Source organism: Cellulomonas jepli (genome assembly GCF_047229345.1).
Classification (GTDB): domain Bacteria; phylum Actinomycetota; class Actinomycetes; order Actinomycetales; family Cellulomonadaceae; genus Cellulomonas_A.
On sequence record NZ_JBFTER010000049.1, the window covers coordinates 1 to 21,199 of the forward strand.

A 21,199-nucleotide genomic window follows, 5' to 3' on the forward strand; every position below is an offset into this window, starting at 1 on the left:
ACTGGCGTCGCCCGACCTCGCGGCGCGCGACGCGCTCGTGCTCGGCGGGCCCTGGCACGCCGCGCTCGGGGAGGTCGAGGCCCCGCTCGTGCCGCCGGCGGAGTCGCACGGACCGCGGGCCGACGCGGTCGCCGACCTCTGCGCGGCGCTGGTCGGCCGCGAGGTGACCCTCGACGGGCTCGCGGGCGTGCGGTGGCCGCCCGGGCGGTGGGCCCGCGCGATGCACGCGGGCGCGTGGGCCGCCCACGGCACCGGACGCCTGCACGCGCAGCTCGTCGCGGTGCTCGACGTCACGGCCGCGCTGGTCGGCGCCGAGCCCGACCCCGACCCGGTGCTGCTGCGCGCGGCGCTCCCGACGCTGCACGCCCTCACGGTGGCTGCCGTCGTCGGCGACGTGCTCGACGCCGAGCCGCTCGCCGAGCTGCACCTGGGTGCGGCGGGGCTCTGAGGCCGCGTCAGCGAACCCGGGTGCCCCTCGGGCTCGGCGGCGCCGTCGACGCGCGCCGGACGAGCGACGTCGGCAGCCGCACGTGCGTGCTCGCCCCCGGCTCGCCGTGCACGAGCCGGAGCAGCAGGTGCACGGCCTGCGAGCCCATCTCCTGGAGCGGCTGCTGCACGGTCGTCAGCGGGGGCTCGGTGAGCGCGGACTCCGGGACGTTGTCGAAGCCGACGACCGAGAGGTCGGCCGGCACCGAGAGGCCCAGCTCGCGGGCGACGTCCAGGACGCCGATCGCCGAGAGGTCGTTCGCCGCGAAGATCGCGGTCGGCCGGTCGGCCAGGGACAGCAGCTCGCGCGTGGGCGCCGCGGCGACCTGCCGCCGGTAGCCGCCGAGGCGCACGAGGTCCGGGTCGACCGGGATGCCGGCGGACGCGAGCGCGTCCCGGTAGCCGTCCTCGCGGAGCCGGGCGGAGTCGAGGTCCGGGCGCCCGCCGAGGAAGCCGATGCGCCGGTGCCCGAGCTGCAGGAGGTGCTCGGTCGCCAGCACCGCGCCCGCGTAGCTGTCGGCGTCGACGGTGGGGCTGTCCGCGGGGCCGGCGTGCGGGTCGATCGCGACGACGGGCACGGAGCCGGCGGTCCGGACCACGGTGGGCGTCATCATGATCGCGCCGTCGATCAGGGTGCCGCTCAGCCGCGAGAGGTAGCGCCGCTCCCACCCGACGACCTCACCCGCCCGGCCGCCGCCCGAGTAGGCGAGCAGCTCGTAGCCCGTCCCGGTGATCGCGCGGGACGTGCCCTTGAGGACCTCGGTGCTGAACGGCTCGAACTCGGGCACGAGGATGCCGATCACGTGGGTCTTGTGGCTGCGCAGGCTCCGGGCGACGAGGCTGGACTCGTACCCGAGCTGCTCGATCACGCGCTGCACGTGCTCCGACGTGCGGGCGGCGACGCCGTAGCGCTCGTTGATGACCTTGGAGACGGTCGCGACGGAGACCCCCGCCGCGCGTGCGACGTCGGTGATCGTCACGCGGTGGAGGTCCTCGGCCCCGGGAGGGGACGGCTGATGCCGCTGAGGCTCCGTCACGGACGGTGATGCTACCGGTACGAAAACGTTATCGATAACGATTGACCGTGGACGAAACGGTGTGGCATGCTCGCCGCGAATTACCCAGTCAACGACGACGAAGGAACTCACTATGGCGAGGAACCGACTGCTCTCGGCTGTTGCGATGACTGCCGGAGTGGCCCTGCTGGCCGCCGGTTGCAGCGGCGGCGGGAGCGGCAACACCCCCGACGACTCCGCGGACGGCACCACGCTCACCTGGTGGCACAACTCCAACAACGAGCCCGGCAAGGGCTACTACGAGAAGGTCGCGGCCGACTTCGAGGCCGCCAACCCGGGCGTGACCGTCGAGATCAGCGCGCTCGCGCACGAGGACATGCTCACCAAGCTCGACGCGTCCTTCCAGACGGGCGACACCCCCGACGTCTACATGGAGCGCGGCGGCGGCGAGCTCGCGGCGCACGTCGACGCCGGGCTGGTCCAGGACCTGTCTGACGGCTCGTCGGAGGCCATCGAGAAGATCGGCGGCTCGGTCGCGGGCTGGCAGGTCGACGGCAAGACCTACGCGCTGCCCTTCTCCCTCGGCGTCGTGGGCTTCTGGTACAACAAGGCGCTCTTCGAGCAGGCCGGCATCACCGAGCTCCCCGCGACGATGGCCGACCTCGTGGCCGCGTCGGACAAGCTCAAGGCGGCCGGCATCGAGCCGATCTCCGTGGGCGCGGGCGACAAGTGGCCCGCCGCGCACTACTGGTACTACCTGGCCCTGCGGCACTGCAGCGAGCAGGTCCTGACGGACGCCGTCACGCTCAAGGACTTCTCGGACCCGTGCTTCGTCGCGGCCGGCGAGGACCTCGAGAAGCTCATCGGCGCCGAGCCGTTCAACGCGGGCTTCCTCGCGACGCCGGCGCAGACCGGCCCGACGAGCGCGTCCGGTCTCCTCGCGACCCGCAAGGTCGCCATGGAGCTCGCCGGTCACTGGGAGCCCGGCGTCATGCAGGGCCTCACCGAGGACAAGCAGGGTCTCGGCGCCGACACGGGCTGGTTCCCGTTCCCGTCGGTCGAGGGTGGCGAGGGTGACCCCGCCGCCGCGCTCGGTGGCGGCGACGCGTGGGCCTGCTCGGCGGAGGCCCCGCCGGAGTGCGTCGACTTCGTCAACTACCTCCTGAGCGACGAGGTCCAGATCGGCTTCGCCGAGCAGAGCATGGGCCTGCCGACCAACCCCGCCGCGACGGGCTCGGTGGCCGACCCCGCGCTGGCCGAGCTGCTCACGTTCCGTGACGAGGCGCCGTTCGTCCAGCTGTACTTCGACACCGCCTTCGGTGAGAACATCGGTGGTGCGATGAACGACGCGATCGCCCTGCTCTTCGCCGGTCAGGCGACCCCGCAGGACATCGTCGACGCCACGCAGGCTGCGGCCGAGAGCGAGTGAACGAGGTGGCAGACGACGTGACCGCACGCCCGACGCGCACGGACGTCGCTGCCACCCCTCGCGACACCGCGCGTGCCGCCGACCGGGCTCCCCGGTCGGCGGCACGCGCCGCGGGCGGGCGGCCGCGTGCAACGGTCTCCGTGCAGTGGCGCAAGCGGCTGGAGATCCTGTTCTTCGTCACTCCGGCTCTCGCGCTGTTCGCCCTGTTCGTCGTGACGCCGGTCCTCCAGGCCGTCCGTTACTCGACGTACAAGTGGAACGGCCTCGGCCCGATGGACGACTTCGTCGGGCTCCAGAACTACGCGCAGGCGCTGCAGGACCAGGTCTTCACCGACGCGGTCATGCACAACCTGATCATCATCGTGCTGTCGATCCTGATCCAGCTGCCCCTGGGTCTGGCGATCGCGCTGCTGCTCAACCGCGAGATCCGGGGCCGCGCGGCGATGCGCGTCATCATCTTCGTCCCGTACGTCCTCGCCGAGGTCGTCGCCGGTGTCGTGTGGCTCATGCTGCTGCAGCCCGGTGGCCTCGTGGACGCCGTGTTCGACGGCCTCGGGCTCTCGGGCGCCAAGCAGCTGTGGCTCGGCAACCCGGAGATCGCGCTCTACACCGTGATGGTGGTGCTGACCTGGAAGTACCTGGGTCTCGCGATCATCCTGTTCCTCGCCGGCCTGCAGGGCGTCCCCACGGACCTCTACGAGGCGGCGCAGCTTGACGGCGCGTCGTGGTGGCAGGTGCAGCGCCGGATCACGATCCCGCTGCTCGGCCCGACGATCCGGACCTGGGGCTTCCTGTCGATGATCGGCTCGCTGCAGCTGTTCGACATGGTGTGGATCCTCACCAAGGGCGGCCCGGCGAACTCGACCATGACCATGGCGACGTACCTGATCAACCAGGGCACCAACCGGAGCCTCTACGGCTACGCGTCGGCCGTCGCGGTGCTGCTGTTCGGCATCTCGCTCGTCCTGGCGGCCCTGTACCAGTACTTCGTCCTGCGCCGTGACAACCAGGACGCCCCCAAGCCGAGGAAGGTCCAGCGATGAGCGCCCCTGCCGTCACGCCCGCCCCGGGCCGGCCGGCCGTGCTGGAGACCCCGCGTCGCCGGCGTGGCTCGTCCGCCACGGGAGGCAACCCGCTCGTCTACGTCGCGGCGCTCGTCGTCGCGGCGGCGACGCTCGGCCCCGTGCTCTACGCGATCCTCGGTGGCTTCCGCTCGAACGCGCAGCTCGCCGCGGAGCCGGTCGGCCTGCCCGACCCGTGGGTCGTCAGCAACTACGTCAACGTGCTGACGTCCGCGAGCTTCTGGCGCTACGCGTTCAACTCGACGGTGATCTCGCTCATCACGACCGTGATCGTGGCCGTCTTCGGCGTCATGGCGGCGTACCCGCTCGCGCGGTACCGGTTCCGGGGCCGGGCGATGCTCACGACGGTCTTCACGATGGGCCTGCTGTTCCCGCTGACGGTCGCGATCATCCCGCTGTTCCTGATGATCCGTGACCTCAACCTGAACAACACGTTCTGGGGCGTCGCACTCCCGCAGGCGGCGTTCGCGCTGCCGATGACGATCGTGATCCTGCGCCCGTTCCTCATGGCGCTGCCCAAGGAGCTCGAGGAGGCGGCCATGATCGACGGCACGTCGCGCGTCGGGTTCTTCTGGCGGATCCTCCTGCCGCTCTCGGGCCCCGGCCTCGTGACGGTCGGCGTGCTCGCGTTCGTCGCGTCGTGGAACGCCTACCTGCTGCCGCTGCTGATCCTCAGCGACCCCACGACGCAGACGCTGCCGCTCGGGGTCGCGAGCTTCTCGAGCGAGCACGCGCAGGACACCGCGGGGGTGCTGGCGTTCACGTCGCTCGCGATGATCCCGGCGCTGGTCTTCTTCCTCGCGATGGAGAAGCGCATCGTCAACGGCCTGCAGGGCGCGGTCAAGGGCTGACGCCCACCCGCCCGACCACCACGGCCCCCGGCCGCGCGCACGTCACCGGACGCGCGCCCGGCCGGGGGGCCGCCGCCCGGCGTGCGTCCGCCGCCGGGCGCTCCTCCAGTGAGGACACGAACCGTGACAGACATCGACCTGGGCGTCGCGCGCCCGGACACCACCTCCGACGGGCCCTGGAGCGACCGGGTCGTCGCCCTCCTGCAGCAGATGACGCTGCGGGAGAAGCTCGCACAGCTCGTCGGCCTCTGGGTCGGCGCCGGGGCGGACGGCGAGGTCGTCGCCCCGCTGCAGGACGCGATGATCGGCGAGCAGGCGCCGCCGTTCGAGGACTTCGCCGGCGAGGGGCTCGGCCACCTGACCCGGATGTTCGGCACCCGGCCCGTCGAGCCCGAGGCCGGTCGGCGCGCGCTGCGCGACGCCCAGCGCTGGCTCGTCGCGAACACCCGTCTCGGCATCCCGGCGATCGCGCACGAGGAGTGCCTCACGGGGCTCGCCGCGTGGAAGGCGACGACGTTCCCGACGCCGCTCGCGTGGGGCGCGAGCTTCGACGCCGAGCTGGTCGAGCGCATGGGCGCGGCGGTCGGCTCGAGCATGGCGGACCTCGGCGTGCACCAGGGGCTCGCGCCCGTGCTCGACGTCATCCAGGACCCCCGCTGGGGCCGGGTCGACGAGTGCATCAGCGAGGACCCGTACGTCGTGGGCACGATCGGCACGGCGTACGTGCGCGGGCTGCAGAGCGCGGGGATCATCGCGACGCTCAAGCACTTCGTCGGGTACTCCGCGTCGCGGGCCGGGCGCAACCTCGCGCCGGTGCACGCCGGCCCGCGCGAGCTCGCGGACCTGCTGCTGCCGCCGTTCGAGATGGCGGTCCTCGACGGCGGCGCCCGCTCGGTCATGCACTCGTACGCGGAGGTCGACGGCGTCCCCGCCGCGGCCGACCGCAACCTCCTCACCGCGCTGCTGCGCGAGCAGTGGGGCTTCGACGGCACGGTCGTCGCCGACTACTTCGGCGTCGCGTTCCTGCACACCCTGCACGCCGTCGCCGGCGACCTCGCGGACGCCGCGCGCCAGGCGCTCGAGGCGGGCGTGGACATCGAGCTGCCGACGGGCAACGCGTACCTCGAGCCGCTCGCCATGGCCGTCGAGTGCGGCGACGTGTCCGCGGGCCTGGTGGACCTCGCCGTCCTGCGGGTGCTCACCCAGAAGGAGGAGCTCGGGCTGCTCGACGCCGACTTCAGCGCGGAACCTCGCCGCGCGGGCGTCGACCTGGACCCGGCCGAGCACCGAGCGCTCGCGGCGCGGCTGGCCGAGGAGTCGGTCGTGCTGCTCACCAACGACGGCGTGCTGCCGCTGCGCAGCCCGGCCCGCGTGGCCGTCGTCGGGCCCAACGCGCACCGCCCCGAGGCGCTGTTCGGGTGCTACTCGTTCGTCAACCACGTGCTGCCGCAGCACCCGGGCACCGAGCTCGGGATCGACGTGGCGACGGTGCTCGACGCGCTGCGCGGCGAGCTCGCGGGTGCCGAGGTCACGTACGCCCCGGGGTGCGAGGTCGACGACGAGGTGCGTGACGGCATCGCGGACGCGGTGTCCGCCGCTCGCGGCGCCGACGTCGCGGTCGTGGTCGTCGGCGACCAGGCGGGGCTGTTCGGGCGCGGGACCGTCGGCGAGGGGTGCGACCGGGACAGCCTCGAGCTGCCCGGCGTCCAGCGCGAGCTCGTCGAGGCCGTCGTCGCGACGGGGACGCCGGTCGTGCTCGTGCTGCTCACCGGGCGCCCGTACGCGATCGGGTGGGCGGTGGAGGGCTGCGCTGCCGTCGTGCAGGCCTTCTTCCCGGGCGAGGAGGGCGCCGCGGCGATCGCGGGCGTCCTGTCGGGCCGGGTCAACCCCTCGGGCCGGCTCCCGGTGAGCCTGCCGAACTCGGCGGGCACGCAGCCGTACTCCTACCTGCACCCGCCGCTCGGTGGTGCGTCGTCGGTCAGCAGCGTCGCCACGGCGCCGGTGCTGCCGTTCGGCCACGGCCTGGCGTACACGACGTTCTCCTACCCGGGCCTGGTGCTGCGGGACTCCGAGGTGCCGACGGACGGCACGATCCACGTGGCGGTCGACGTGCGCAACGACGGCGACCGCGCCGGGGCCGAGGTCGTCCAGCTGTACGGGCACGACGTCGTGGGCTCGGTGACGCGGCCCGTCGCCCAGCTCCTCGCGTACGCGCGGGTCGAGCTCGCGCCGGGGGAGCGGGCCACGGTGCACCTCGCCGTGCCGACGACGCGCCTCGCGTTCAGCGACCGCAGCCTGCGCCGCGTCGTCGAGCCCGGGGCCGTGGACGTCTGGGTGGGCCGCTCGTGCGAGGACCGCGTGCTCGAGGGGCGGGTGACGCTCGTGGGGGGCGTGCACCCGGTCACCGTCGCGGACCCGCGCTGCGCGCAGGTGGACGTGGTGCGCGCGTCGTAGCAGGCGTCGCGCGGCAGCGTCCCCTCCACGGGCGGCGGGCACCCGGTGACCGGGTGCCCGCCGCCCGTGCGTGACGGCGCGGTGCCGGTGCGGGCATGCTCGGCGTGCGGGTCGTCCCGTGCCCGCACACCCACACCCACGCCCGCGCCCCTCGCGCGCCGTCCGCACCGGAGGTCCCGTGGCCCGCGTCTGCTTCCTCTCCCGCATCCGTCCTGACCGGATCGACGTGTACCGCGCCCGGCACGCGGAGGTGTGGCCGGAGATGCTCGAGGCGCTGCGTGAGACGGGGTGGCGCGACTACACGCTGCACCTCGCGCCCGACGGGCTGCTCGTCGGGGTCGTCGACGTGGACGACTTCGACGCCGCGCGCGAGGCGATGGCCGCGCGCGAGGTCAACGCCCGGTGGCAGGCGCAGATGGCCGAGCTGTTCGGGTCCGACGGACCGCCGGACGAGGGGTTCGTCGTGCTCGAGTGCGTGTTCGACCTCGACGCCCAGCTCGCGGCGCTCGGCCGGGACGGCGCGGGTCAGTGAGCGCGCGATCGGGCATGCGCTTTCCGCGAGGTCTTGACCGGCGCTCGTGGCCCTGCCACGGTGGGGCGCGACGGACCCGTCGGCCGCCGCTATGAATCGATTCATAGTGCCGACGCACGCCACCGAGCGAGGGATTCGACGATGAGTCTGCACGCCTCGGCCGCCCGCGCGGCCACCTCCGGGGACCCTGCGACGCGCGCCGGACGGCCGACCGGACGTCCGGCCGCACGCCCGACCGGGCCGGGACGGCGGGTCCGCGCGGCCGCCGTCGTCGCTGCGGCGCTGGTCCTCGCGCTCGTCACGCCGGGGGGTGCCGCAGCCCAGGACGGGTACGGACACGGCGGCGGCCGCCCCGGAGGGCCCGGTCCGCAGCTCGAACGGCTCGACCGCGGGCTCGCCGCGGCCGTCACGCCCGACGGCGTGTTCCTCTCCTGGCGCCTGCTCGCGCACGAGTCGCGCGGGGACGCCGCGGTCTCGGGCTTCCACGTGTACCGCGACGACGCCCTGGTGGCGACGGTCAGCGGCAGCACCAACCACCTCGACACCGAGGGGACCGAGACGTCGGTGTACCGGGTCGCGGCGGTCGTCGGCGGCGTCGAGGTCGACCCGGGCACGAGCGTCGCCCCCTGGTCGCAGGCCTGGGTCGACCTCCCGCTGACCAGGCCGGCAGACGGCGTGACCCCCACCGGCGAGACGTACACGTACGCGGCGAACGACGTGAGCGTCGGCGACGTGGACGGCGACGGGCAGTACGAGTACGTCGTCAAGTGGGACCCCTCGAACTCCAAGGACGTGTCGATCAAGGGCTACACCGGCCCCGTGTACGTCGACACCTACGAGCTCGACGGCACGCTGCTCCACCGCCTCGACCTGGGCGTGAACGTCCGGGCGGGCGCGCACTACACGCAGTTCCTGGTCTACGACCTCGACGGCGACGCGCGCGCCGAGATCATGCTGAAGACCGCGCCCGGGACGCGCACGGTGCGGTACGCGGACGGTGCCCCTGTCGAGGAGGCGTACGTGACGCTGCCGCGGGCGGACGTGCGCGCCGGCGTCCGGCACGACGACGACTACCGGCTCAGCGCCGCCGGGTACCGCGAGCACGTCGTCGAGATGTTCGAGGGCTGGAGCGCGCACCCCGAGGTCGTCGCGGGGCGCTGGCCCGCGACGCTCGAGGAGGCGTTCGGCATCCCCGTCGCGTACGCCTACCCGTTGTCGCGCGCCGACGCCGAGGCGCTCGCCGACCACTTCCTCGACGTGTACGCGCCGAGCCGCAGCGCGCGCAACGTGCTGCGCGCGTTCGAGGGCTTCGTGGTCGACGGGCCCGAGTACCTCACGGTGTTCGACGGCGCGACGGGCGCCGAGCTCGACACCGTGCGCTACGAGCCGGGTCGCCACGACGACGGGCTCATGTGGGGCGACTACGCCCTGCCGCGCATCGAGCCCGCGAACCGGTCCGACCGCTTCCTCGCCGGCGTGGCGTACCTCGACGGCTCCCGCCCGTCCGCGGTGTTCGCCCGCGGCTACTACACGCGCTCGACCGTCGCGGCGTACCGCTGGGACGGCCGGTCGATCCGGCGTCAGTGGCTCGTCGACAGCGGGTGGACCCCGATGACCAACCCGTTCCGGGATACCCCGCACGGTCGGGACGGGACCGACCCCCGGTTCGGCTCGATCACGACGCAGGGCTTCCACTCCCTCAGCGCCGCGGACGTCGACGGCGACGGCCGCCAGGAGATCGTGTACGGCGCGGCGACGATCGACGACGACGGGAGCCTGCTGTACAGCTCGGCCGACGTGCTCCCGCCGGGCAGCGCCGCCCCGGGCACGGTCGTGCGCCTCGGCCACGGCGACGCGATGCACGTGACGGACATCGACCCGCAGCGCCCGGGCCTCGAGGTCTTCACGGTGCACGAGAACGGCGTCGGGGCGCCGTACGGGTACGCGATGCGGGACGCCGCCACGGGCGAGGTGCTGTTCGGCGCGTACACCGGGCGCGACACGGGCCGCGGGATGGTCGGCGACGTCGTGCCGTCGGAGCCGGGCCTCGAGGCGTGGGCGACCGACCTGCGCAGCGCCGACGGCGACCTGCTCGACACGGCCGTCCCCGGCACGAACCAGAGCATCCGCTGGGCCGCCGACATGACGACCCAGGTCGTCGAGGGCGCCGGTGACGTCACCCCGACGATCACCGACCGGGGGCGCGGCGTGCTGCTCACCGCCGAGGGGACGCGCACGAACAACGGCACGAAGGGCAACCCGTCGCTCGTCGCGGACGTCCTGGGCGACTGGCGCGAGGAGCTGCTCGTGCGCACGGTCGACAGCAGCGCGATCCGGATCCACCTCGCGACCGAGATCACCGACCGCGCCCTGCACACGCTCATGCACGACGTGCAGTACCGCGCCGAGGTCGCCCGCCAGCAGACGACCTACAACCAGCCCTCGTACCCCGGCTTCCTGCTGGCGTCCGACACCGACGTCACCGCCGTCCCCGTGCCGGACCTGTGGGCCCCCGGGGCGACCGGTGCGCTGGCGGCGACGCTCGACGGGTACGTCGCGTCCGGCGACGTGTCCCGAGCGGCCGCACGTCCGCTCGCGGCGGCGCTGCGCAGGGCCGAGCGGCTCGAGGACGCCGGTCGCCCGCGCGCCGCCGCCGCCGAGGTCCGGCACGTCGTCGAGCGCCTCGGCGGCTACGGCCCCGTGAGCGGCGTCAGCGCGTCCGCCCGGGCGGTGCTGCACCACCAGGCGACGGCCGTGGCAGCGATGCTCGACTGAGCGCGGGTCGCCCGGTCGCGGCTCGTTCGGGCGCGGCTCGCTCGGGCGCGGCTCGGCTCGGCGCCGCCCGCCCGGTCGCTGCTCGCTCGGGCGCGGCTCGCTCGGGTGCGGCCCGCGTGGGCGAGGGGGAGCCGTCGCTGCCCGAAGGTGCCGGTTCACCCGATCGTCACCCGGGACATGCCCGCAGTTGTGGCGTGCGTCGGCGACCGGCAGTTCGATCGACGCATGAGACGCAGAGCAGCCCTCCCTCTCCTCGCCGTGCCCCTGTCCCTCACGCTCGCGGCGACCCTGCTGGCCCCCGCGGCGGCCGCCGCGTCCGAGGACCCGCCGGCGGCGCCCGCGGACGAGTCGTCCTCGCAGGCGGCCTCCACCGGCAACGCGGGCGTCGAGCGCGGCGACCGCCGCACCGCCACGACGCCGACGCTCGTCGCGCGCGCGACCCTCTCGGCCGACACCGTCACCGACGGCCCGCCCTCGGGGGCGCTCGCGACCCCCGCCAACGGCCGGCAGGGCCCGTTCCCCGGACAGGTCGTCCCCGGCTTCTCGGGGATGGTCGACGCCGGCGACGGCACGTTCTGGGCGCTGCCCGACAACGGCTTCGGCACCAAGGCGAACTCCGCCGACTTCCTGCTGCGCGTCTACCGGGTCACTCCGCAGTGGCAGACGGCCGACGGCGGCCCGGGCGCGCTCGAGCTCGGCGAGCACCTGTCCCTGAGCGACCCGGACCGCCACGTCGACTTCCCGATCGTCCACGACGCGACGCCCGAGCGGCTGCTCACGGGTGCGGACTTCGACGTCGAGTCGATCGTGCGCGCACCCGACGGCACGTTCTGGATCGGCGAGGAGTTCGGCCCGTTCGTGCTGCACGTCGACGCCGACGGCGCGCTGCTCGCCCCGCCCGTCCCGCTCCCCGACGCGAAGTCGCCGCAGAACCCGTACCTCGCGCCGGGCGAGACGCCGCGGCTCCGCGCGAGCAACGGCTTCGAGGCGCTCGCCGGCTCGCCCGACGGGAAGTACCTCTACCCGATCACCGAGGGCGCGTTCGTCGACGACCCCGACCAGCGCCGCCGCACGGTCTACCAGCTCGACACCCGGACGGGGGAGTACACCGGGCGCACGTGGGCGTACCAGACGGACCGCGTCGCGAACGTCGTCGGCGACGCGTTCATGACGAGCCGCCACGAGCTCCTCGTGGTCGAGCGGGACAACTTCGACGGTCCCGCGTCGGTCACCAAGCGCGTGTACGGCATCGACCTGCGCCACCGCGAGCGCGACGGCTACCTCGAGAAGACGCTCGTGCTCGACGCGCTGAAGATCGCGAACCCGGAGGGCATCGGTGCGGGCGACGGCTACGGCACGGGCGACCCGTTCGCGTTCCCGGTGCAGTCGTTCGAGACGGTCGTGCGCCTCGCGGACGGGCGGCTCCTGATCGCGAACGACAACAACTACCCGGGCAACGCCGCGCGCGTCCCGGGGACCCCCGACGACACCGAGGTCGCGCTCGTCGAGCTGCGGAGGACCCGGGCGGAGCGTCCGGGCGACATCACCGTCGTCGGGCACCGCGGCGCGTCGGGCTACCGGCCCGAGCACACGCTCGCCGCCTACGAGACCGCGATCCTGCAGTGCGCCGACTACATCGAGCCCGACCTCGTCTCGACCAAGGACGGCGTGCTCGTCGCGCGGCACGAGAACGAGATCGGCGGGACGACCGACGTCGCGACCCGCCCGGAGTTCGCGGACCGCAAGGTCACGAAGACCATCGACGGCGCCGCGCTCACGGGCTGGTTCACCGAGGACTTCACGCTCGCCGAGCTCCGGACGCTGCGCGCCAAGGAGCGGATCCCGGCGACCCGCCCGGCGAACACGGCGTTCGACGGTCTCTACGAGATCCCGACGCTCGACGAGGTCCTCGACCTCGCCCGCCGGTCCACGACCTGCGACGGGCAGCAGGTCGGCGTGTACCCGGAGACCAAGCACCCGACGTACTTCGACTCGATCGGGCTGTCCCTCGAGGAGCCCTTCGTCGGGGAGCTCAAGGCGGCCCGGCTCGACGGGCGCAAGGCCCCGGTCATCGTGCAGAGCTTCGAGACGGGGAACCTGCGTGAGCTCGACCGGATGACGGGCGTGCGGCTCGCGCAGCTCGTGAGCTGCTCGGGTGCGCCGTACGACCTCGTCGCCGCGGGTGACCCCCGCACGTACGCCGACCTCGTGACCCGCGCCGGCCTCCGCGACGTCGCGCGCTACGCGGACGGCGTGGGCCTGTGCAAGGACGTGATGATCCCGCGTGCGGCCGACGGGACCCTCGGTCAGCCGACGCGCGTGATCGCCGACGCGCACCGCGCGGGCCTCGTGGTGCACGGGTGGACGTTCCGGGCGGAGAACCAGTTCCTGCCGGCGGACTTCCGCAGCAGCGCCGACCCGAACGCGTACGGCGACCTGGCCGGGGAGATCCGGGCGTTCGTCGACGCGGGCATGGACGGGCTGTTCAGCGACCACCCGGACCTCGCGGTGGCCGCGGTCGGCTGACCGGACGGCTCCCGGGGGCGGTCGGCGGCACACGCCGCGGACCGCCCCCGGACGGCTGCGTGAACTCGCTCACGAACAGGTGAGAAGAAGTTCACGAAACCGCGTCATAGCGGTGACGGTGGTGCCTCTCATCGGGTGACAGACGCTCGAGCGCGACCCGACGGACCGGGCCGCGCCGCTTCCGGAGGATCACCATGAGCACGATCGAGGCCACGCGCACCCTGATCACCCCCCTCGCCGAGCCGCTGACCCGGCGCGAGCGCGTCGTCCTGGCCGAGCTCTCGGAGGACGTCACGCTGGAGGAGATCGCGGCCCGGCTGTGGGTCTCGCGCAACACCGTGAAGTCCCAGGTGCGCAGCGCCTACCGCAAGATCGGCGTCTCGACGCGTGCCGAGGCCGTCGCCTGGGCGCGGGCAGCCGGCCTGAGCTGACCCGCCGGCCGCGCCGCCTGCGCAGGGACGCGCGCGGCCGCAGCGGGGGAGCGCGGGTGCCGACCTCGACGCGGGGCTCGCGCTCGCGCCGGTGCGGCCTGCGAACCCGGCAGGTCGCGAGGCGGGCTAGAGGTTGGTGAGCCCGGCCACGAGGTCGATCGCCGCAGGACCGGCCAGGAAGACGGCCGCCACGAGCACGACCGAGGCGACCAGCCGGCGACCACCGGCGGCCGGGTTCTCACCCGCGCCGGAGAACATCGTGTGGGGGTGCGTGTCGTGCATGAGGGTCTCCCTCCGAGCTGCCCCGTCCTCGTCGACCGGGCACTTGCGACAAAGCGTACGGCCTGAGGAGCCCGTGGTCGGCGCAGCGGCGTGTCACACCCCCGCGGGCCACGTCTCGAGCTCGCCCCCGACCGCACGCGTGCCGTGCAGCGGGACGACGGCGGACGTGGTCTCGAACCAGCAGAACGCGTCGTACCGGCTCCCGAGGACGGTCGGCACGTAGTTGCCCCACCGTTCCGCCTCGGGACGGTAGACGACGCCGATCGCGCGGTGGTCCGTCGGCTCCGTGAGCCACCGCGGGCGGTCCGCGGGGACGACCACGAGCGCCGCGGGCACGTCCAGGCTGCTGCGCAGGAGGTCCTCGACGCTGCCGTCCCGTGCGGGTGGTACCCGCACGACCGCGGGTGCGGACCCCCACTCGTCGGCGGCCACGACCGTCCCCCGGTCGGTGCCGAAGCCCACGAGGACGACGTCGTCCTCGCCGTGGCGCTCGCGGACGAGCTGGCCGACGTTGACCATGCCCGCGCGCGCCATGTCCGTGTACCGGGCGTCGCCCACGTGGGTGTTGTGCTCCCAGACCACGGCCTTGACGGGCGTCCCCGGGTTCGCTGCGCGGCGGTGCTCGACGAGCCGGTCGAGGGTGTCCGCCATGTGCCGGTCGCGCACGTTCCACGACGACGGCCCGCCCCGGATCATCGCCCGGTAGTACGCCTCGGCGCCGGCGACGACGGCGGCGTTCTGCTCGGCGTCGAAGCGCTCGGCGTGCCCGAGGTCGCCGTCGGTCAGGTCCCGCAGCCGCGCGAGGACGTCGACGACCTCGGCCTCGCAGGTCGTCGGCACCAGGTGCGTCGCCAGCGCGTACGCCTGCGGGTCCTCGGCGTACGGCTCGAAGCAGCGGAACGCCTCGAGCGCCGGGGCGACGTGGTCGGGCTCGTGCTCCTGGAGGTACTCCAGCGTCGCGCGCAGCGAGTCCCACAGGCTGTACACGTCGAGACCGAAGAACCCGACGCGCGCCTCCGGCGGCAGCCCCGCGTTGTGCGCGCGCAGCCAGCGGGTCAGGTCGACGACGTCCTCGTTGGCCCACATCCACGTCGGCCAGCGGTCGAAGGCGCGGAGCGCCTCGGCGGGGTCCTCGGGCGCGGCGGGGTCGAGCTCGACCGAGCGGTCGACCCGGTAGCAGTCGGGCCAGTCGCCCTCGACCGCCACGATCGAGAAGCCCTTCTCCTCGACGAGCCGTCGGGTCAGTGCGGTGCGCCAGGCGTAGAACTCGTGCGTCCCGTGCGACGCCTCCCCGAGCAGGACGTGGTGCGCGTCGCCCACCCGCTCGAGGAGCGGGTCGAGGTCGGCGGGCGTGCGGAGCGGGCGTGCGAGCGAGCGGACGTCGGGGTCGGGCCTCATGCGGGCTCCCGGGGTGGTCGCCCGGCACGGGTCGTGCGCGACGGTCCCGCGACGCACGCACCGCACCGTCGGCGTGCGGACGATCTCAGCGTGCGTCGGCCGCACCGGCGCCGCATCCCGGGGAGCGTGCGTGTCCGGGTGCACGCGCGCCGCGGATCCCGCACTCTGGGACCGCACCCCGAGACCACCGCACGGACCACCGGAGGACCGACATGGCCAGCACCGTCGCCGGCGTCACGACGCCGGCCGGGGACGACGGGACGCGTGCGTAGATGGCCGGGCGCGGGGAGCTCGCCGGATCGACCTGGCGCGCGGTCGCGGAGCAGTGGCCGCGCGTCGTGCAGACGTGGCGCGCCGTCGACGACTTCCTGCGTCAGCACCCCGAGCTGCCGGGGGCCGCGCAGCGCACCCTGGAGGCCGGGCGGGCCCGGCTCGCCGCCGCCCAGCAGCAGCGCTCGCCCGAGGCGCGCGTGCGGGCCACGCTCGCCACGGTCCGCCGGCTCGCCGACGAGTGCGCCGCGCAGGCACCCGACGACGCCGTGCTCGTGGAGCAGGTCGCGGCGTGGCGTCGGGGCGCGGACCGCATCGACCAGGCGCTCACGATCGCCGCCGGTCAGCGCGGCCTCGCACGCCGGAAGATGCTCGCGCGCGTCGTCGCACGCACCGACGCGCTCGCCGGCGAGGCGTTCGACCAGCTCGTCGCCGACACGGGACGTCGGCAGCCGCCGCCCGGCGCGACGCGGGACGTCCCGACCGGGTGACGTCCGTCGCAGGGAGTCCGCGCACGCCTGATCGTCGGGGATGATGGTCCTTCACGCTGCGGGTCCACCGTCCGGCGCACATGCAGGAGGTCGGATGGTCAGCCCGGGTGCGCGCGCGGACGACGGGCACGAGGTCGTCCCCGACCCGGCGCTCCTCCTGGGCGAGCTCGCGATCGAGGCCGCCGGGATCGGGACCTACGACTGGGACCTGCGCACCGGTCGCATCCGGTGGGACGCCCGGATGCTCGAGCTCTTCGGGCACGACGAGCGCACGTTCGACAACACCTTCCGGAGCTTCCAGGCCCGCGTGCACCCGCACGACCTGGCCACGGTCGAGGCCCTGCTCGACGAGGCGATCGCCGCGTGCAGCGACTTCGAGATGCAGTACCGGGTCGTGCTCGACGGAGGGGACACGCGCTGGGTCGTCGCCCGCGGACGGGTCCTGCCGGGGCCGGACGGGACCGCCGCCCGCGTGCTCGGTGCCGGCTACGACGCCACCGAGCGTCACGACGGCGAGGCGCGCGTCGCGCGGATCCTCGAGGCGATCCCGACGGCCTTCTTCTCGGTCGGGGCGGACTGGCGCTTCACGTACGTCAACGCCGAGGCCGAGCGCCTGCTCGGGCGCACGCGCGACGAGCTGCTCGGCGGGGACCTGTGGGAGCTGTTCCCCGCGGCCGTCGGGTCCGAGTTCGAGCGGAGCTACCGCGGGGCCGCCGCGACCGGCGAGGCCGTGGTGTTCGACGCGTACTACCCCGCGCCGCTCGACGCCTGGTACGAGGTCCGCGCCTGGCCGGGGCCCGACGGGCTCGCCGTCTACTTCCTCGACATCACCGAGCGCCGGCGCGCGCAGGCGACCGCCGAGAACGCGGTCGTCCGGGCGGCGCTCACCGCGTCCGTCACGTCGAGCCTCGCCGAGACGCTCGACGCGGAGGAGGCCGTCGCGCGGCTCGCGCAGCTCGTCGTGCCCGCGCTCGCGGACTGGTGCGTCGTGACGCTCGTCGAGGACGACGAGTCGCGCGGGCCGCGCCGGCGCCTCCGTGACGTCGGGTCCTGGCACGTCGACCCGCAGGCCCGGGCGCTCGCGGCGCGGTACTCCGAGGTGCGCCTCTCGGCGCTCGCCGACTCCTCGTTCCTGCTGCGGGCGCTGGGCACTGGCGAGGTCGTCGACGTCCCGCACGGGGCGACCGAGGCCGTGCGCGGGGTCCTCGCACCGGGGGAGGCCCACGACATCGTCGGGCGGCTCGCACCCGAGAGCGCGACGATCCTGCCGCTGCGCGGGCGCGGGCGGACGGTGGGTGCGGTCACCCTCTTCAACGGTGCCGCACGCGGGCAGATCAGCGCCGAGGACCGCGCGACGGCCGTCGAGGTCGCGGGCCGCGCCGGGCTCGCGCTCGACAACGCGCGGCTCTACCGCCGGCAGCGCCAGGTCGCCGAGGAGCTCCAGCGCTCGCTGCTCACGGCACCGCCCGAGCCGGACCACGTGCAGATCGTCGTGCGGTACGAGCCCGCTGCGGAGGCCGCGAAGGTCGGCGGCGACTGGTACGACTCGTTCCTGCAGCCGGACGGCGCGACGGTCCTCGTCATCGGCGACATCGTCGGCCACGACATCACGGCCGCGGCGGCGATGGGCCAGGTCCGCTCGATCCTGCGCGGCATCGCGGTCGCGACGGGCGCGGGGCCCGGCGAGCTCGTCACGAAGGTGGACCGGGCGCTGCGCACGCTCCAGGTCGAGACGCTCGCGACCGCCGTGGTCGCGCGCATCGAGCAGACCGACGACGAGCGGGCCCGCGGGGTCACGCACCTGCGCTGGTCGAACGCGGGACACCCACCGCCGATGGTCGTCAACCCCGACGGGACCGTGCTCGTGCTCTCCGGGCTCGGGCCCGACATGCTCCTCGGGGTGCACCCGGACTCCCGGCGCACCGAGTCGGAGGTCGCGCTGGACCGCGGCTCGACCGTCCTGCTCTACACCGACGGGCTCGTCGAGCGGCGCGACCGGGGCCTCAAGGAGGGCATGACGCTCCTGCGCGACACGCTCGAGGAGGTCGCGGCGCTCGGGCTGGGCCTCGACGAGCTGTGCGACGAGGTCATGCACCGCATGCTGCCCTCCCGCCCCGGCGACGACGTCGCGCTCGTCGCGGTCCGGCTGCACCGCCAGGACCGGCCCCGGCCGGCGGAGGCCGGCCCCAACGTCGTGCCGCCCGACGTCCCCGACACCCCCGAGATCACGCCGCAGCCGGGCTGACCCCGCCGACGGGAGCGCTCGGCCGGTGCGTCAGCTCGTGGGCGGGTCGTCGAGCTCCTCGCGGAGCCGGTCGACCTCGCCCTGCGCGTCGTCGCGCGCCGCCGCGGCGTCGTCCGCCACCTCACGCGCGGTCCCGAGCTGTGCGTCGAGCTCGGTCCGGCGGGCCCGCAGTCGGGCGAGCCGCTGCTCCGCCTCCGCGATCTCGCGGACGGTCTGCTCGTGGCGGGCCTCGACGTCCTCGACGGTCTCGTCGGCGGCGACGAGGCTGCGCTCGGCGGCGGCGAGCTGCTTCTCCGCGCGGGTGAGGCGCCGGCCGACCTCCGCACGACGGCGACGCTCCGCCGCTGCGCGCTCGCGCTCCGCCGCACGCTCGGCGGCGGCACGCTCCCGCTCCACCCGCTCCACCCGCTCACGCTCGGCGCGCTCGCGCTCGACGCGTTCCTGCTCCGCCCGCTCGCGCTCGACGCGTTCCTGCTCCGCCCGCTCGCGCTCGACGCGTTCCCGCTCGGCCCGTTCCTGCTCCGCCTGCTCGGCCCGGTCCCGCTCGGCACGCTCGGCGGCGCCGCGCTCGGCCGGCTCAGCAGCGGCTCGCTCTCGCTCGGCCCGTCCCTGCTCGGCCCGTCCCTGCTCGGCCCGTCCCTGCTCGGTCCGTTCCCGCTCCGTCCCGTCCTTCCGGGCGCGCCCGGCCTCGCCGCGGTCGCGCGTCGCAGGGCCGCGCGACCCGGCGTCACCCGCCCCGCCGTCCTGCGCGTCGGCGCCGGCGTCGTCCTCGTCCGTCGTGCGGCCACGTCGGACGCGGTCCGTCGACGCCGCGGTCGTGCGCCCGCCCGACCGTCCCGGTGCCCGCCCGGCCGCCGCACGACGCCGACGTGCGGCCTCGAGCTCGTCGACGTCCGCACGCGCCCGGCGCCGGGTGGGCGGGGCCGGCTCGGCGTCCTCCCCGTCCGCGGGCGCGTCGACCGGCGCCACCGCCCCGTCGACGTCGACCGGCCCGAAGCCCGTGCTCTGCAGGTCGGCGACGAGCAGCCCGGAGCGCACGGCCTCCGCTGCGTCGGGGTCCGCCATCGCGGCGTGCAGGGTCGCGTGCACGTTCTGGGCGATCGTCGGGCTCAGCGGGTGGCCGGCGTCGCGGGCGGCGGCCTCGGCGCGGCGGCGGACCTCGACGAGGAGCTGGTGCTGCTGGCGGTTCAGGTCGCGCAGGTCGGCCCCGGACAGCGACGCCTGGGCCTCGCGCAGCGCGGCGCCCATCGACAGGAGCTGGTCGACGAGACCGGGGTCGCGGCGCACGAGCAGGTTGACGGCCCAGGCGGCGGCGCTGGGCCGGGGGAGCGCCGAAAGCCGGGTCGCGAGCGCCCGGTCCTTCGCGGCCCGGGCGTCCTTGGCGCGCGCGTTCCGGGCGGCCGTGAAGTCCGCGGGGGCGAGCCCGTACAGCTCGTGCGCGACGTCCCGGAGCTCCACGCGCGCCGCCTCAGAAGGGGTGCAGCAGCCGGCGCAGGAACTGCTGCGTGCGCTCGTGCTGCGGCGCCCGCAGCACCTGCGCCGGGTCGCCGTGCTCGACGATCGTGCCGCCGTCGACGAACGCGACCTCGTGCGCGACCTCGCGGGCGAACTGGAGCTCGTGCGTGACGATGACCATGGTCCAGCCCTCGAGCGCGAGCTCCTTGATGAGCCCGAGCACGTCGCCCACGAGCTCGGGGTCGAGCGCCGACGTCGGCTCGTCGAACAGCAGGAGGCGCGGGCGCAGCGCGAGCGCGCGGACGATGCCGACGCGCTGCTGCTGACCGCCCGAGAGCTCGAACGGGTAGGCGTCGCGCTTCTCGGAGAGCCCGACGCGCTCGAGCAGCCCGAGCGCCTCGCGGGTCACGTCGGCGACCGGGCGCCGCTGCACGACGACGGGTCCCTCGAGCACGTTCTCGAGGACCGTCTTGTGCGGGAAGAGGTTGTAGTGCTGGAACACCATCGCCGAGCAGTCCCGCAGCGTCGCGAGCGCACGCGGCGAGGGCGCGTTCGCGAAGTCGAGCCGGACGTCGTCGCCCACGGTGATGGTCCCGCCGTCGGCGGTCTCGAGGCCGTTGAGGCAGCGCAGCGCGGTCGTCTTGCCCGAGCCCGACGGGCCGATGAGCGCGAGCACGCGTCCGCGCTCCACGGTGAGGTCGACCGACCGGAGCACCGGGTTGTCCCCGAAGCTCTTGCGCAGGCCGCGCACGGTCAGCAGCGGCTCCCCGGCGGGCGCGGGCGGGTGCTCAGTGGGCGACATACCGGTCCAACCTCGTCTCGATCCGGGTCTGCCCGGCCGACAGCGCGAGGCAGATGACCCAGTACACGAGCGCCGCCTCCATGTAGACGAGCATGAACTCCTGGCTGAACGCCGCGATCTCCTGCGCCCGGCGGAACAGCTCGGTGACGAGGGTGAGGGACGCGAGGGAGGTGTCCTTGACCAGGCTGATGAACGTGTTCGACAGCGGCGGCACGGAGACGCGCGCGGCCTGCGGCAGGATGATCCGGCGCAGCGCCAGCCGACGCGACATGCCGATCATGTACGCCGCCTCCCACTGGCCCTTGGGCACCGAGAGGATCGCGGCACGGATCACCTCGGCGGCATAGCCGCCCACGTTGATCGAGAAGGCCGTGATCGCGGCGGGCCAGGGGTCGACGACGATGCCGATCGACGGCAGGCCGTAGAAGACGACGAAGAGCTGCACCAGCAGCGGCGTCCCGCGCACGAGGGAGATGTAGGCGCGCGCGATGCCCGACACCCAGGCGCGCCTGGACAGCCGCATGAGCGCCAGGACCAGCGCGAGCGTGAGCCCGATCGCGAACGACGCCAGCGCCAGCGGGATCGTGCCCACGATGGCCCCGGACACGATGGGCCACAGCGACGACGCGAGCAGCTCCCACTGCTCCTCGCTCACGCCCCGCTCCTCGCGTCAG

Annotated in this window: 17 protein-coding genes; 11 read left to right on the plus strand and 6 right to left on the minus strand. The window is 74.5% G+C overall.

Annotated elements, in window-relative coordinates; genetic code table 11:
- Positions 1 to 448 (plus strand): hypothetical protein (locus AB6N24_RS12700; RefSeq protein WP_412869766.1); only part of this gene is annotated, 448 nt, incomplete at its 5' end.
- A 7-nt stretch (positions 449 to 455) separates the two neighbouring features.
- Here AB6N24_RS12700 and AB6N24_RS12705 read toward each other — a convergent pair.
- Complete coding sequence (locus AB6N24_RS12705) at positions 456 to 1,466, minus strand: LacI family DNA-binding transcriptional regulator (RefSeq protein WP_412869767.1); 1,011 nt, start codon at positions 1,464 to 1,466, stop codon at positions 456 to 458.
- Positions 1,467 to 1,635: 169 nt separating this feature from the next.
- On the opposite strand from AB6N24_RS12705, the gene AB6N24_RS12710 reads away from it, so the two are divergent.
- From AB6N24_RS12710 to AB6N24_RS12745, 8 genes are all read left to right on the plus strand, one after another.
- Positions 1,636 to 2,931 (plus strand): extracellular solute-binding protein, encoded by a 1,296-nt coding sequence (locus AB6N24_RS12710; protein WP_412869768.1) that lies wholly within the window; start codon positions 1,636 to 1,638, stop codon positions 2,929 to 2,931.
- 5 nt (positions 2,932 to 2,936) lie between these two features.
- Positions 2,937 to 3,974 carry a carbohydrate ABC transporter permease gene (locus AB6N24_RS12715; protein WP_412869769.1) on the plus strand — a complete coding sequence of 346 codons (1,038 nt, stop codon included), beginning with the start codon at positions 2,937 to 2,939 and terminating at the stop codon, positions 3,972 to 3,974.
- A complete protein-coding gene (locus tag AB6N24_RS12720; protein ID WP_412869770.1) occupies positions 3,971 to 4,864 on the plus strand; it encodes a carbohydrate ABC transporter permease in 894 nt (297 codons plus the stop codon). The genes AB6N24_RS12715 and AB6N24_RS12720 overlap by 4 nt, the downstream gene beginning before the upstream one ends.
- A gap of 132 nt (positions 4,865 to 4,996) precedes the next feature.
- A complete protein-coding gene (locus AB6N24_RS12725; RefSeq protein WP_489672057.1) occupies positions 4,997 to 7,318 on the plus strand; it encodes a beta-xylosidase/alpha-l-arabinosidase in 2,322 nt (773 codons plus the stop codon).
- Positions 7,319 to 7,496: 178 nt separating this feature from the next.
- Positions 7,497 to 7,850 (plus strand): L-rhamnose mutarotase, encoded by a 354-nt coding sequence (locus AB6N24_RS12730; protein ID WP_412869771.1) that lies wholly within the window; start codon positions 7,497 to 7,499, stop codon positions 7,848 to 7,850.
- Between the two features lie 141 nt (positions 7,851 to 7,991).
- Positions 7,992 to 10,625 carry a rhamnogalacturonan lyase gene (locus AB6N24_RS12735; protein WP_412869772.1) on the plus strand — a complete coding sequence of 878 codons (2,634 nt, stop codon included), beginning with the start codon at positions 7,992 to 7,994 and terminating at the stop codon, positions 10,623 to 10,625.
- A 225-nt stretch (positions 10,626 to 10,850) separates the two neighbouring features.
- Positions 10,851 to 13,151 (plus strand): esterase-like activity of phytase family protein, encoded by a 2,301-nt coding sequence (locus tag AB6N24_RS12740; protein ID WP_412869773.1) that lies wholly within the window; start codon positions 10,851 to 10,853, stop codon positions 13,149 to 13,151.
- 194 nt (positions 13,152 to 13,345) lie between these two features.
- Entirely contained in the window at positions 13,346 to 13,582 is a 237-nt protein-coding gene (locus tag AB6N24_RS12745; RefSeq protein ID WP_034629589.1) for a helix-turn-helix domain-containing protein, read from the plus strand.
- 126 nt (positions 13,583 to 13,708) lie between these two features.
- Here the strand turns inward: AB6N24_RS12745 and AB6N24_RS12750 are convergent, their stop codons facing one another.
- Both AB6N24_RS12750 and AB6N24_RS12755 read right to left on the minus strand, forming a co-directional pair.
- Positions 13,709 to 13,864, minus strand: coding sequence for a hypothetical protein (locus AB6N24_RS12750; protein WP_412869774.1), 156 nt, complete (start codon positions 13,862 to 13,864; stop codon positions 13,709 to 13,711).
- Positions 13,865 to 13,957: 93 nt separating this feature from the next.
- Positions 13,958 to 15,262 carry an erythromycin esterase family protein gene (locus AB6N24_RS12755; RefSeq protein WP_412869775.1) on the minus strand — a complete coding sequence of 435 codons (1,305 nt, stop codon included), beginning with the start codon at positions 15,260 to 15,262 and terminating at the stop codon, positions 13,958 to 13,960.
- A gap of 272 nt (positions 15,263 to 15,534) precedes the next feature.
- Between AB6N24_RS12755 and AB6N24_RS12760 the strand changes: the two genes are divergently transcribed.
- On the plus strand, positions 15,535 to 16,023 hold the full coding sequence (locus tag AB6N24_RS12760; protein WP_412869776.1) for a hypothetical protein: 489 nt from the start codon (positions 15,535 to 15,537) through the stop codon (positions 16,021 to 16,023).
- Positions 16,024 to 16,117: 94 nt separating this feature from the next.
- Complete coding sequence (locus AB6N24_RS12765) at positions 16,118 to 18,268, plus strand: SpoIIE family protein phosphatase (protein WP_412869777.1); 2,151 nt, start codon at positions 16,118 to 16,120, stop codon at positions 18,266 to 18,268.
- Positions 18,269 to 18,298: 30 nt separating this feature from the next.
- Here AB6N24_RS12765 and AB6N24_RS12770 read toward each other — a convergent pair whose 3' ends face one another.
- From AB6N24_RS12770 to AB6N24_RS12780, 3 genes are read right to left on the minus strand one after another with little or no spacing between them, the layout of a single operon-like run.
- A complete protein-coding gene (locus tag AB6N24_RS12770) occupies positions 18,299 to 19,726 on the minus strand; it encodes a hypothetical protein (RefSeq protein WP_412869778.1) in 1,428 nt (475 codons plus the stop codon).
- Positions 19,727 to 19,736: 10 nt separating this feature from the next.
- On the minus strand, positions 19,737 to 20,525 hold the full coding sequence (locus AB6N24_RS12775; protein ID WP_412869779.1) for an amino acid ABC transporter ATP-binding protein: 789 nt from the start codon (positions 20,523 to 20,525) through the stop codon (positions 19,737 to 19,739).
- The gene (locus AB6N24_RS12780; RefSeq protein ID WP_412869780.1) at positions 20,512 to 21,180 is read right to left on the minus strand and encodes an amino acid ABC transporter permease; all 669 of its coding nucleotides are present in this window, start codon (positions 21,178 to 21,180) and stop codon (positions 20,512 to 20,514) included. The genes AB6N24_RS12775 and AB6N24_RS12780 overlap by 14 nt, the downstream gene beginning before the upstream one ends.
- Positions 21,181 to 21,199 lie beyond the last annotated feature (19 nt).

Bases quoted from the DNA above. Each gene is read 5' to 3' on its own strand.
- AB6N24_RS12710 (WP_412869768.1), top strand. From the start codon at position 1,636: ATGGCGAGGAACCGACTGCTCTCGGCTGTTGCGATGACTGCCGGAGTG.
- AB6N24_RS12720 (WP_412869770.1), top strand. From the start codon at position 3,971: ATGAGCGCCCCTGCCGTCACGCCCGCCCCGGGCCGGCCGGCCGTGCTG.
- AB6N24_RS12735 (WP_412869772.1), top strand. From the start codon at position 7,992: ATGAGTCTGCACGCCTCGGCCGCCCGCGCGGCCACCTCCGGGGACCCT.
- AB6N24_RS12740 (WP_412869773.1), top strand. From the start codon at position 10,851: ATGAGACGCAGAGCAGCCCTCCCTCTCCTCGCCGTGCCCCTGTCCCTC.
- AB6N24_RS12745 (WP_034629589.1), top strand. From the start codon at position 13,346: ATGAGCACGATCGAGGCCACGCGCACCCTGATCACCCCCCTCGCCGAG.
- AB6N24_RS12750 (WP_412869774.1), bottom strand. From the start codon at position 13,864: ATGCACGACACGCACCCCCACACGATGTTCTCCGGCGCGGGTGAGAAC.
- AB6N24_RS12755 (WP_412869775.1), bottom strand. From the start codon at position 15,262: ATGAGGCCCGACCCCGACGTCCGCTCGCTCGCACGCCCGCTCCGCACG.
- AB6N24_RS12760 (WP_412869776.1), top strand. From the start codon at position 15,535: ATGGCCGGGCGCGGGGAGCTCGCCGGATCGACCTGGCGCGCGGTCGCG.
- AB6N24_RS12765 (WP_412869777.1), top strand. From the start codon at position 16,118: ATGGTCAGCCCGGGTGCGCGCGCGGACGACGGGCACGAGGTCGTCCCC.
- AB6N24_RS12775 (WP_412869779.1), bottom strand. From the start codon at position 20,525: ATGTCGCCCACTGAGCACCCGCCCGCGCCCGCCGGGGAGCCGCTGCTG.